Origin of the sequence: Adlercreutzia sp. ZJ154, assembly GCF_011039055.1 — a bacterium.
Classification (GTDB): Bacteria; Actinomycetota; Coriobacteriia; order Coriobacteriales; family Eggerthellaceae; genus Adlercreutzia_A.
Genome location: NZ_JAAKEF010000017.1, coordinates 39156 through 51488, shown reverse-complemented (window position 1 = coordinate 51488; position 12333 = coordinate 39156). Strand labels below are relative to the sequence as shown.

Below are 12333 nucleotides of genomic sequence, written 5' to 3'. Positions count from 1 at the left end.
TAGCTTACTTTAATGAACTAGATACATTTGCATCAGTTCGCGGTCTTGATGCAAAACAGATTATTGATGGAGTGTGTAAAGACCCACGCATAGGGGACCACTACAACAACCCCTCATTTGGATATGGTGGATATTGTCTTCCGAAAGACACAAAGCAACTTCTTGCAAATTATGAAAGTGTCCCTCAAAACATAATGGGAGCAATAGTAGATGCTAACCGTACCCGTAAAGACTACATTGCCGAAGATATACTTCAAAAGGTGGGCTATACAGAAAACAGTTCATCTTCTATTAGAGTTGGCATATATCGTCTCACTATGAAATCGGGCTCTGATAACTTCCGTGCAAGTTCCATTCAAGGTGTTATGAAGCGTATAAAAGCTAAAGGAATAGAGGTTGTTGTATACGAACCAACCCTAAACGATAGTGAGTTTTTTGGGAGCAAAGTAATAGATGACCTAGATACATTCAAACAAGTAAGCAACATCATAGTAGCCAATCGCATCCACCCAGACATAGCCGATGTATCGCATAAGGTATACACCCGTGATTTGTTTGGAAAGGATTAGGGATGAAAATACGTTAAACGGTGCACTGATTTCAGTACCGGCACGAAATGAACACCTGATTAAAGAAATAAGAAAATCGACAAGGTTTGGGTTAGGGTGCCGGATGCGCCTAGCATGCTATCCTTTGAACGAGATGGTGACGTTGGTGTATCATGACAAAGTCCTTCTGCTTTGATTGAGAAGCTACGACGGCTAGCTGGAGTATCCTAATTACTTGAGGAAATCGCGTTGTGAAGGGAGGCACGCTGTGAACAAGGATAGAAGAATCCTTTTTCATCTCGAAAAGGACGTTTTGCCTGTTGAGGAATTGCAGACCTGCATTTCCGAGTTTTTCGCGATGATTCAGTCCGCCTCCGAAGACTGTCTTAGCGACGTAAAATGGTTTGCTGAAATTCAACAGGGTTCCGTGGCGTTGGCGACCTACCCCTCCTCCGATACCGAGACAGACGAGGAAATCGATCAATGTCTGGGAATTATTCGCAGTGACTTCAAATTGATCCAGGGTGGAAAGAATCCTTCCACGTTTACAAAGAAGACTATGCAGCATTACGAGGCAATGACACGCTTGTTCAAAGGTGAAAACGGTCTTTCTGGCAATCCGACCATCGATATTTCCTATCCGGGTAGCCATGAACGCGAGCCAATTGCCATGGTTGATTATTCCGTGCCGGTAAAACCCAAGACGATCGACCGCTCTTTCGGTACTACATACGGAGAGGTCAAGACCCTATATGCAAGCGCAAAGCCGTTTTTTGCGCTCTATGATGAAGCTTCCAGCAAGCGTGTCAAGGTCTACTATGACGATGCCCTGTTAGATACTGTGCGTTCTTGTTATCGCAGTAACTACGTGCGCGTCACTGGTGACATATCTTTCAACGAGGATGGCACCAAGCATGACATCGTGGCTCAGGATATTCAGGTTGTCGAGCGTCCAGAGACGATTTCTTTGGCTGACCTGTTTGGGATTTGGGGCGATGCCGAATGAAGCGTGTCTACTGGGATTCATGTTGCTTTATCGACTTTCTCCAAGGAACTGAACGTGGAAAAGTGCTCAAGGGCGTTGTCGACAAGAAAGATAATGGTGAGCTGGAGATAATTACTTCTGTCGTAACTTTGACCGAGGTAATCAAAGGGACCGCTGAGGAGCGAGACGCAATCATACAGGTTTTCAACCAGGACAAAGGGCTGCTCGTTGTTGACTTAACCAGACATCTTGCAGAGCAAGCGCGAGAAGTGATATGGAACTATAGCTTTGAGAAGCACAAGCAAGACGCCATTCATCTTGCTACTGCTGTCTATATCAACCAATTCCATAGTATTGATGAGTTTCATACCTTTGACCATGATCTGCTGAAGTGTAACGGTCGGTCAGAGATTCCGATCCCTATCATCGAGCCAGCTTTCGAATTGTATCCGCTTAACCCCCGCCTTCCTCTTTGATGTGTTAGGAAGGGATACACCTCCCTCTATGCGCATCGTTGCTCCCTTCCGACACCGCCCTCGTTCCTAAAATGGATTGGAAGACTGGCGTTATGAAGCCCGAGTTCGACCCAGAGGTCGAGCGAACTGCTAGGGCGATTTTGTGCCAGTAGAACGATTGGCTCTATTTTGGCGATAACAATGGAATTCGAAAACAAAATGGTCAAACGTCTGGGTATCCGGGAACGTCATGCTGCTCAGTATATTGCGGAACAGTGCTCAGGAATTGGTGCAGGAATCAGACAGGCCGTCCGAAAAGGGGCGGAGCGTAAAAGCTACGGCAACTCAGAAGTCAAAAACCACTTCCAGGCGGGCACAACTTCGATCGTGCCTTCATCGATTTCGAAGCGATCCTCTTCCCTTAAGGTGATAATAGTGCCCCGTGCGAGCCGAGTGGCGCTCATCGCGGCTGCCAAGGAGCCAACTTCACGCGCCCGCGTTCTCTCGTTCTCAAGAGTGAGCGAAACCTGCATGAGCGCGTAGGGCTCGGATGCAAGGGCGTCCCCCAAGAGGAAATCGACCTTGTGGCGCGAAGCGTCGGGAACGGTATAAGAGGTAAGTGTGTCGATGCGTCGACCAGCAAGACGCCGGCGCAGCTCAAGAAAAACGGCGGTCTCGAAGCGCTTGCCGATGTCCTGTTGATTCGCGCGGGATACCGCATAGGTGATACCCGGATCGATAGCGTACACCTTCGGCAGTGCGGTCGATTGGGGTTTAAGCGAAACGGCGTACTCGGGAACCTCGAAGAAGAGAAAAGCCTGTTCAAGAAGGGTGACGAGGCGGCTGGCCTTCTCCCAGTACATTTTGTAGCCAAGCTCCTTCATGGCCTCTACTAGGCCGTTTATCGAAAATTCGCAGGCGGTGTTGCGCAATCCGTATAGTGCGAACTGATTTGCCAAGCGAATGTCCTCGCGCCCGAATCGGTCGGCCACGTCACGTGCCACCACATCGCGCACATATCCCTGCAAGAGCTCGATCCTATCTTCTGCCCGTTTGTTCTGAACGCCTGGGAAGCCTCCTTCTGTCAAATAGCGGTCGAACATCCCTTCAAGCTGCGTTTGCATTTGAGGGGTTGCCCCTCGATCGATGTCGATACGTTCCACGCCGGCAAAGCGGCAATATTCGCGAAAGGAGAGAGGCAACATTTCGTGTGAATGCGAACGCCCGCGGAATTGCGTTGCGATCTCGTCAGAGGAGAGCTTCGAAGACGAGCCTGTGACGACAAGCGTGACTTGTTCCATTTCGGCCACGCGTTGGCAGAACCCTTGCCACTGATCGGCCTCTTGCACTTCATCGAGGAACAGATAGGCTCCCCTCTCTCTGGCCTTAGGCGCTTGCCGCCAATACTCGTTCAGCACGTTGTCCATGATGTGGGGATCCATGGGGCTGAGACGGTCATCGGCGAAGTTGAAGTGGAGCATGCGCTCGCGTGGCACGCCTGCCTCTAAGAGCTGCTTCATTTTTTGGAAGAGGTAGAATGTCTTGCCGCTGCGCCTCATGCCGGTGACGATCTCTACTAGATTAAATCGTTGCGGGGATGGAAGGCTGCGAATGACTTCATCTCGAGCGACAAGCGCAGGCAGAGGGGCTTCTCGGTATTCTCGTACGATAGAAGAAAGATCAGTCATGCGGGTCTCCTTTACGGAAAGTTGCAACTTCTCAATTCTATTGAGAAGTTAATGGTACTACTTCTCAAGATTTTTGAGAAGTAGTACCATTAACTTCTTGATATTCTTGAGAAGTTAAACGGGCATTTTTTGGTGGCGTGCAAAAGAACAATGAAGTTGATTTCGTTTTGCAAAAGGGCGATTTGATTACGACCGTCGAAATGGAGAGGGGAAGGATCAAGGGGCTTAATGGGATGCAAGCTTTCTTAACGAAATACCCGCATGCTCGTTCCCTGGTATCATTGAAGGCCACATGCAGAATCGGCGCGACGAGGCGGCAAGGGCCACCGGGCGTTCCGCCTACCGCTGCCTGGCGCAGACCCTCGTGCACCTGCGCTCCCTCCCCAAAGGCGAACAGGCGGCTCGCCGTCTTGTTCGGGAGATTCGCGAGGCCTACCCCCGCCGCACCGCGCTCCACGACGAGCTGCGCAAGGCGGGGTTTGCGTGCGAGTAGGGAAAGATCGGAAACTTGAGGCTAATCTAAAAGATGGGCTCAAAATCGAAAGGAATGATATGTTGTGTTGCCAGACCCAAAATGGAGGCAAAAAGTGGCAAAACAACACCAGATTCAGAAAGGCCAATGATTATCTTCCCGGTTTGGTTTTGCATGACGCACTCCATTTTCCTGTCGGCAAGAATATCGGTTTCTTGCGCAATCGCACTTCCGATAATGTTGCGATAGCGGCATTCGCCACTCGACCATGTTCTGAAAAGTGCCCACGAGCAATAGTCTGCGGCCTGCAGTCCAAAATCGCTCTTGGAATCCATCTGCGCAAACGAGAAGCCGACTTCTTCGTCAAGGTTACCCTTCAGATATCTCTTCACCGAGCCGATAATAGCAGAACTCTAATATGAGTAGAACATTCAAGAGACAATAACGATCTAGATCAAGAATTCTTTCCTGATCTAGATCGTTCTATCTGCTACCCAGCGGCTGGCGTCTGCCATAAGCCACGGCGCTAGGTCATCGAAAGTTGTCCCCCACGTGGCTCGTTTTGCGGCTTATCGTCGGCTTCACGCGGGGGATACCTCTGCCGCAACGAGAGCCGTACTCACACGCTCAGGCTCGTGCGGGCGGCAAAGACGGAATCTTCTAGCGCCTTTTCCAAATCAACCGCCACCTCGGCGCTCTCGACCCTAAGGCTGCAATCGTCGGCCTTTGCCAAGGCAAGAAGAGGCAGTGTCCCGTACCAAGCGACCTTGCCGTCAAAAACGGCTATCCCAGTCAGCGGCGCATCGAAAACCTCAATCTTGCAGCCGGCAGTCGCAAGCATCTGGGCGATTTCGGATTGCAGGGCGAGAGACTTCTCGCTCTTGGGCTTCCTCATGATGATCCTGACCTCGATCCCCCGGGCGACAGCGCTTGTGATGTCGGGCAACAACGCCTCCACGAGTCTAGGGCTTGCGTACGGTGCAGATACGACAACGCCCTTGCCAGCGTGCAGCAGGTCGACGGCGAACTCTGCGCGCCAAGTGCCTGCGGTTACGATGCGCGCGCCCGGTCCCTGCGTCTCACCGGTCTCAGCGATTTCGTAGCCAAGCTTCGCGTACGTCTTCAGCCGCTTCTTGTACATACGCTCAAGCATGGGCAGACTTGCGTCCACATAGTCGTAGACGATAACGTCATCCTTGCCCTCACTCTTGCGGTGCAGGCGCCCCGAGTACTGGGTGATCACGCCCTCGAAGGAGTAGGGTGATGCGAGAAGGAGGGTATCGAGCTGGGGGAGGTCGAAGCCCTCTCCGATGTAAGCGCCGGTGGCCACGATCGCGTAATGGGCGTCAGGCGCACTGCGAACCTGCTCTATCCTTTCTCGCTTCTCCCGGGCAGTGCCCTCACCCGTCAGCACGTATGCTTCGATTCCCAATTCGCCCAAGAGCCTAGCAATCTCGTCGGTATGCTCCTTGCGGCTCGTAACGACGAGGGGCGTACGTCCCGCCTTGATGGCGTTGGCAGCGTCCTTTGCAATCAGCTCGTTTCGGGCACCATGTCCACAGAGCGCTTCGACCACCTGGTTGAACGATGAGCCCGGTTCCAACGAGCCCAATCTTATCCTGGTGAAGCGCGGTTGTAGAATGCGCTTGAAACCCTGTTCGGCTGCCTGCTCCTTCGGGTCGACCCTGTGACGGATGGGGCCGCAGTGCATATAGATTATCCGTTCAAGGCCATCCGACCTCTTGGGGGTGGCTGAAAGACCATACACGCGCCTAGCGTTGACGCTCTTCATGACAAGCTCTAGGTTGGGGGCGGCCCCGTAGTGGCATTCGTCGCAGATAACGAGATCGTAATCTTCGACCGTCGGCTTCACGCGGGGGATGCCCATGTCGTCCTTCCCGGAGAGCGATTGGAACGTCGCGACGTCCACGATGCCGCTCGGAGCGTTCCTGCCTCCGCCGATCTGTCCGATAACCGGTCGCTTCCTCTTGCTCGGCTTGCCTGATTTCGTGAGCAGGGGCGGCCTAGCATCCTTGATGTCAAGGAACTGTCTGAGGCGCTCCTTCCACTGGTCGATCAGACTTGTCTTCGGGACGATGACGAGCGTGCGCATCTTGAGCTCACCGATTAGGTACGCGCCGATGACGGTCTTGCCGAAGCCCGTCGGCGCCATCAGTATGCCGTTCTCATGGCGCAGAAGTGCATCGGCGGCCTTTCGTTGCCGTTCGCGCAGAACGCCCGAGAACGCGACTTGAACAGGCGCGCCGCTGTTGCGCCTGTCGTCAAACGTGTAAGCGAAGTCCTGTTCTTTGGCAAGATCGACGAGCTTCTGCTCGCAGCCGCGTGGGAGCATGATGGACTGCTCGTCCTCCTCACCGCACCAAACTATCCGATGCTTCCCATAGACCGATTGATGCATCGCCTGGGCGCGGTAGAATTCGGGGTTCCCGAACGCGGCGAGCCGCCTGATGCGGTTCTGCGCCTTGTTCGACAAGCCCTCCTTGCTCACGTAGAGCATGTTCGCCTTGGTCACGCTCACGGTCTTCGGGAAGTTGGCCGATGCAGAATCGGGAACTCGCATGGAAACGGTCGTATGGACAATCCCCGCCGGCTCACTTGCTTTCCGACTGGGATGACTGTCGAAGGCGAGCTGACCCAACGGCCCGCCAAGATCCGAATCGACGATTCCTCGCACCTGTTGAAGTGATGCTTTCGAAACGGATGACAGGAATCTCCACTGATCTGGATAGGCTTCGAAATCGTCGTCCACGAACACAGAGTTCGACCGCCTTTGCGCCCGTCCCTGGAACGGCAATGCGACGAGGTTGCCGAAACCGCCCTGCACGATGGTCGATTGCGTCGGGAAAAATCGGTCGTACGACTCGAAGCTCATTCCCGCCGCCTGGGACATCGCATGCGTGACGAGCGTGCAACCAAGGTTCCGAGCGAGTTCGGCATCAATAGGCTCATCGAAGAACAACCAGACGTGAGAGCCGTTCCCAGAGCGGGACCGCTCGACGGCCGGGAAGAGGTCGAAGGCTCGACAGGCATCTCGATACAGCACCGTTTCCCCTTGCCAGCCTTCCTCGTCGAAATCGGCGATGAGCACCCAAGTCTTACAATCTGGCGTGAGTACGTAGAGCCCCATCACATCCCGCAGATCGTCGCGTTTTCCCTTGAAGTGCTCGACAATCGCTTGGTTGTTCACGGGAATGAGGTTGCGGTTCGGACAACCGGCGCATTTCATCCCAGGCCTCGCCTTCGTCCAGCGGGGACAGCACCTCGTCCTCTCGTTGGCGCATGCGGGTGAGTAGCCGATGCCTCCGTCTTTCTTGGCGAAACCATGCGCGTAAACGTCTTCGCGTCCTCTGAACAGCGACTTGAAGAGAGCTACCTTAGCTTTGCCAGAGCTTTCGGAAGTGACCAGCTGCCGTTGTGCCGCGTAGTTCGAGAACTCGTCGGCGCCCATGCGCCACTCCGCCTCCGAAACGTATCGGCGGTCACCATCGGCTCCTACGAAAACGCACGCCTTCTCGTTTGAGAACGCGTGGGGAACGGTTTCGATAAGTGCGGATTCCCTGCCATTGATGAGCGCGTACTTCGGCACCTTGCCAGCCATGTCGCAAATCTCCCTTGTCCGCCAGCTGAGGTCATTGCATATATTGTATCAAGCAGGGACGTTATCGACTTGGTGCCTTCAAGGAAGGTGTTCGACCAATCATCTCCATGCCGAGCAAGCATCGTCATGGCGAACTGCATTTCGGCGTGTTGAAGGACGGCGAGCTGTTCGCTGCGCGTATCGTCTTCGTCGCAGAGCCGTCGGACGAGGAGGTCCTGCGGTTCGTCGTTCGGAATGGGAGCCCCTTCGCTTCTGCGGGGATGCCGCGGTCGAAGCCCCCAAGGCGGCGAGGAACCCCAAGCGCCGCACCCGCTCCGTGTTCCTGCAAGCCAATATTCTTACCGTCCATACATTCATCTCCAGTTATCGTCTCTACCGGAAGCATCGAAATCCTCCGTATTCAAAAGCGAGACCAGGGTACAAGCCTGTCATAAAGCTCTCTTGACCCGCGTCGTATAATCAATCGCATGACTAAGCGCCAAGGAACAATCACTGCCCCTATCCATCTCAACATCCAACCGCATGAGATGGCTACCGCACGCTCAATTGCCGCTTATGGCATGGATGTAGAGTTCAGAGAGCGCATCAGGGGCAAAGGTGTCAAGACCCCGATTTCCTAGCCGACGGCGTGCTTTGGGAAGTGAAGGCTCCAACGTCTGACAATCTTCGCGTTGTTCAGAAGCGCTTGCGCCAAGCCATTCATCAATCGCGTGACATTATTTTCGATTCTCGGCGCATGAAACGGCTCACCAACAAGCAAATTCAAGATGAGGTTGTTAAGTGGGCTTGCGACCTGCACCACATAAGAAGACTGCTGTATATAAATCGTGTGGGGGAGGTTATCAAAATCAAGTAGACGTGCTACGATACGTTTCATTAAAGCGTTCGAGCGGTGAGTATTTCACTCAAGTCGGGCGCTTTCGTATTTTATCCGCTGGGTGGCAGAGCCTTCCGGTCAGGGTAGTGAAGCGTTATCGGTGCGCGTGTCCTATAAGCCCTCGGCTGCCATTGTGTGGGGCGCATACAGGGCGGGAGCGTAAAGCTTCAGGTCTTGAGCGTGGCGAGGGCTCTACCCAAGCTCCGACAAGCCCTAACAGTTGCTCTTAAGACGCGCCTTCGCGGTCGCCTCGTCCTCGCTGTACCACTTGTACCGGTACTCCCACGGCCCCATGAGGTCGCTCGCCACTTCGGTCATGTCTGGTCACCCGTATTATCGAAGTCGAAGTAGCTGATACCAAAGCCGCAGAGGTCCTCCAGCCTATGTAGGGAGGCAGAGTAGAATAAGCGTATGAACGATAAGACAGGCGAAATAATCATCAAGTCCGGCATAGATGTCTGGGAGCACGAGCGAAGGACAGCCCAGGCGTTGGCTAACGCCGGGTTTGTCGTCTCCTTCATCAAAAGGAGCGATGACGAATATGTCCGCACCCCGGATGTGGTCATCGACGGCGTCCTCTGGGAGATGAAGTCCCCCATAAGCAGCAGGCTGCCAAAGATACAGAAGACGCTGCGCCAGGCGATACACCAATCCCCGAATGTAATCTACGACAGCCAGAGGATAAAGAACCTGAACGACAACCAGATACAGAGGGAACTTGAGAAATGGGCCGTTCAGTTCAAGGCTATGAAGCGGCTCATCTTCGTTAACAAGAAGCGCGAGGTAATCGTTATCAAGTAGGGGTTATGCTATAGCATAACTTCGTGGTATCATAGAGCCATCAAAGCACTGGCACGGGGCGTATTGCTCCTACCGTCGGTGCTTTTGCTTTTCCCTGCTTTACGCCAAAGTCAGGGTTAATACTTAAAAAGTGTGTCTGAGGCGATTATTCACTGTCTGTATTCGATTGCGGTGTGAAGCTCGTTCCAACTGATCCCTGATCCGTATTCCTCGGGAGAGCCAAAGTCAGCAGCAAAATGTCAAAGAACAAATTCACTAAAGCCGGAAGGCAGAGGTGGAGATGTAGCTTATGCGGAGGCTATAGTGCTAGGAAAAACGATACCTCCGCAAGATGGCTTAAAGTGTATGTCGGATGGCTTTTGGGTAAACTCTCAACACCTTGACGCTAGATTACGATTCAACTTATCCGCATACTAGTTCAAAAAAGTTAGAAAAATGGTCAAAACTTCCGACTTTCCATGGTCATAGCGCCACATGGCTAACTTGAATTGTGGAGAACACTGGGCAAACAGGGTTCTTCAATTCCATTTTGATTCGTAATTGGCGTAATTTGGCATTATAGACTGTGGAAAGTTGGAAGTTTTGACCATTTTTCGCCTAAAAAGTGACGAAGGCAACACCACACGGTCTGGTTTGATCAGAGTTCCGCAATAGTACTCCTTGCCCCTTTGCGATGGATTGAGCCTTACACACTTTTCTGCCCATATACCGCGGAGTATGTGTTCGCGAGTGTTTGGACGGTTATTTAGATTGCAGAGTATAACGCGATAGGTTTGTGCGGGTAAAGCAGATAAAAACTCGAACCCGCCAACAATGACGGGTTCGAGAATCTTTCTATGGTGGAGCATATGGGGATCGAACCCACGACCTCGTGATTGCGAACCACGCGCTCTCCCAGCTGAGCTAATGCCCCGTATGTTGCGAATCATTTTCGCGACGCACTATTATAGCCTAACGACGCGCATTGTGCGTTAGTTTTTCCACTTGCTGAAATGCTTTTCGGCAATATCGAATGCTTCGTAAAGCAAAACACCCATAAGTGCCATAGCAATTATTCCGGCAAACATGCGCGTGTATTCCAAAAGCGACCACGAGTGCATAATAAAATACCCAAGCCCCGTATTGCCCGCCATCGATTCCGCTATGAACAAAATTGCTACCGCGGTGCCTGTGGTTATGCGAAGTGCGGTGAATAGGGCGGGCATAGTGGCGGGTACTACAAGATGCACAAACACTCGGCAGCGGTTTGCGCCAAGCGTTCGCATCGATTCAACAGCGCTAGTTGGTATGGCGTGCGCGGCATCGCGCATAGTTACCATCATTTGGAAGAATACCGCAATGGCTATAAGAATTACCTTTGCCTCGCCGCCTATTCCGAATAGAACAAACAATATAGGTAGTAACACTATTTTCGGAAGAGGGTACAGGATATACAACACCGGTCCTAAAACAGCATCGGCGCGTTTTGAGCGCCCAAGTGCAAGCCCTATGGGTGCACCTAGTAAAGTGCCTATAATCATAGCTAGCAGTATGCGCCAAAGGCTTAGCCAAAACTGCGGCATTATTGCGCCAAATTGCTCAACCAAAACAGGTACTGTGGCAATAGGGGTGGGCAGCGCGGGCGATTGCACAACTAAAGCTAAAAGCCACCAGATGGCTATAACTAATACAGTGCCCCAGATATATCCAAGTGTCTTGCTCAAATTGCTTACGCTGTGTCCGTCTGGCTTTACGCTGCTTTTACTTCTAGTACGCCGCTAGCATTGTCGTATGTCACCTTACCGCCGTATCCTTTTGCAACCATCCACTCCAACACGGGTTGCACCATGTCGGCGCTAGGATGTACAAGTTCGCCATTGTGTAGCGCCATCGGGTATGAACTTATAGGATATGTGTCGGCTATGGCGGAATTCAAGTTTGCTTTTTCCACTAGCAGCGCTCGGTATTGGTTAGGGTTAGCTGCCAAGGCGCTTACTCCTGCATCCCATATCTGTGCTACATCTAGCACTCCCTGAGCGCTAGCTTCACTCCATTTTGCTCGCGCCACCATAACCGATTGCGATATATTTTCACCCTGCGTATCGTCGGCTATTACTTTCATTCCGCTTGCTTCTCCAAGTGCCAGCATTGAAGCAGGAAGTGCCGCTGCAAGTAGCTGTCCGGAAGCTACTAGGCTATATCTGTCGGGCAAGCTGGCTACTTCTTGTACAGGAATACTGCCTACACCAGCTTCTTCGCATAATTTATCGAATACATATTCGGGAACCGTGTTAGATCCAACTCCTACGCCTTGTGAATAGCCAGATCCCTCCGAAGCTGCGTAGTCTGCAAGTTCCTGCAAATTGTTATACGGTGCGTCTGCCGCTGCCAGCACGCCAAAGCGCCCCTGATCGGCGGTTTCTCCAAGCGTTACCCATTCAAGAGTTGTATCTATGCCGCTTTCAGTTAACTTGGCGGCGCGCATTATGTCAGTCATCGCCATGTCTACATCGCCTGATGTAATGGCAGCAGACAAAGCCTGTGCGGAATCGAATGTAACCACTTCTACTCGCATGCCATTTTCTGCTGTGAAATTCTCTTGCTCGGCTACCCAAAGTGGCAATATATCTTCAGTTGGCATAGTTCCCACGCGAACTACTTGGGAATTTGCGTCAGTGCGCGTGGTTTCGCCGCTGTCTGCACTTGTGCCGCCTGCGCCTGAACTTGCACATCCGGTAAGCGCGCATAAGCCTGTTACTGCAGCTAATATAAGACATACAAGCGCTACGCTTGCACCTTTTAGCTTGCCCAAAATCATATAAGCTCCTTTAGGTATGCTATGTAGTTCTAAACCAGCATACGCTTGTATTACTTCGCATGCCGAAACGTTGTATCATTCAGGCATAAGA

10 protein-coding genes and 1 tRNA gene are annotated in these 12333 nt (G+C 52.3%); 5 read left to right on the top strand and 6 right to left on the bottom strand.

All coding sequences use genetic code 11. The features are described from left to right. The 3 genes from G7Y37_RS07265 to G7Y37_RS07255 all read left to right on the top strand — a co-directional run. Positions 1 to 569: UDP binding domain-containing protein (locus tag G7Y37_RS07265; protein WP_304518580.1), on the top strand; the 569-nt coding region annotated here is incomplete at its 5' end. A gap of 247 nt (positions 570 to 816) precedes the next feature. Then, positions 817 to 1554, top strand: coding sequence for a hypothetical protein (locus G7Y37_RS07260; protein ID WP_165062805.1), 738 nt, complete (start codon positions 817 to 819; stop codon positions 1552 to 1554). Then, the gene (locus G7Y37_RS07255) at positions 1551 to 2009 is read left to right on the top strand and encodes a PIN domain-containing protein (protein WP_165062804.1); all 459 of its coding nucleotides are present in this window, start codon (positions 1551 to 1553) and stop codon (positions 2007 to 2009) included. Before G7Y37_RS07260 ends, G7Y37_RS07255 begins: the two co-directional genes overlap by 4 nt. Positions 2010 to 2323: 314 nt before the next feature. Here G7Y37_RS07255 and G7Y37_RS07250 read toward each other — a convergent pair whose 3' ends face one another. From G7Y37_RS07250 to G7Y37_RS07240, 3 genes are all read right to left on the bottom strand, one after another. Continuing rightward, on the bottom strand, positions 2324 to 3676 hold the full coding sequence (locus G7Y37_RS07250) for an ATP-binding protein (protein WP_165062803.1): 1353 nt from the start codon (positions 3674 to 3676) through the stop codon (positions 2324 to 2326). A gap of 519 nt (positions 3677 to 4195) precedes the next feature. Continuing rightward, complete coding sequence (locus G7Y37_RS07245) at positions 4196 to 4540, bottom strand: DUF3800 domain-containing protein (protein WP_165062802.1); 345 nt, start codon at positions 4538 to 4540, stop codon at positions 4196 to 4198. A gap of 227 nt (positions 4541 to 4767) precedes the next feature. Further along, on the bottom strand, positions 4768 to 7767 hold the full coding sequence (locus tag G7Y37_RS07240) for a DEAD/DEAH box helicase family protein (RefSeq protein ID WP_165062801.1): 3000 nt from the start codon (positions 7765 to 7767) through the stop codon (positions 4768 to 4770). 628 nt (positions 7768 to 8395) lie between these two features. Here G7Y37_RS07240 and G7Y37_RS09325 point away from each other — a divergent pair. Together G7Y37_RS09325 and G7Y37_RS07230 are read left to right on the top strand one after the other, a co-directional pair. After that, positions 8396 to 8623, top strand: coding sequence for a hypothetical protein (locus G7Y37_RS09325; protein ID WP_165062800.1), 228 nt, complete (start codon positions 8396 to 8398; stop codon positions 8621 to 8623). 432 nt (positions 8624 to 9055) lie between these two features. Next, positions 9056 to 9445, top strand: a complete 390-nt coding sequence (locus G7Y37_RS07230; protein ID WP_165062799.1) for a hypothetical protein — start codon at positions 9056 to 9058, stop codon at positions 9443 to 9445. Between the two features lie 837 nt (positions 9446 to 10282). Here the strand turns inward: G7Y37_RS07230 and G7Y37_RS07225 are convergent. From G7Y37_RS07225 to G7Y37_RS07215, 3 genes are all read right to left on the bottom strand, one after another. After that, positions 10283 to 10358, bottom strand: a tRNA-Ala gene (locus G7Y37_RS07225). Positions 10359 to 10416: 58 nt separating this feature from the next. Then, positions 10417 to 11148, bottom strand: a complete 732-nt coding sequence (locus tag G7Y37_RS07220) for an ABC transporter permease (RefSeq protein ID WP_165062798.1) — start codon at positions 11146 to 11148, stop codon at positions 10417 to 10419. A gap of 26 nt (positions 11149 to 11174) precedes the next feature. Then, entirely contained in the window at positions 11175 to 12242 is a 1068-nt protein-coding gene (locus G7Y37_RS07215) for an ABC transporter substrate-binding protein (protein WP_165062797.1), read from the bottom strand. Positions 12243 to 12333: the final 91 nt, after the last annotated feature.

Bases quoted from the DNA above. Each gene is read 5' to 3' on its own strand.
- G7Y37_RS07255 (WP_165062804.1), top strand. From the start codon at position 1,551: ATGAAGCGTGTCTACTGGGATTCATGTTGCTTTATCGACTTTCTCCAA.
- G7Y37_RS07250 (WP_165062803.1), bottom strand. From the start codon at position 3,676: ATGACTGATCTTTCTTCTATCGTACGAGAATACCGAGAAGCCCCTCTG.
- G7Y37_RS07240 (WP_165062801.1), bottom strand. From the start codon at position 7,767: ATGGCTGGCAAGGTGCCGAAGTACGCGCTCATCAATGGCAGGGAATCC.
- G7Y37_RS07230 (WP_165062799.1), top strand. From the start codon at position 9,056: ATGAACGATAAGACAGGCGAAATAATCATCAAGTCCGGCATAGATGTC.
- G7Y37_RS07215 (WP_165062797.1), bottom strand. From the start codon at position 12,242: ATGATTTTGGGCAAGCTAAAAGGTGCAAGCGTAGCGCTTGTATGTCTT.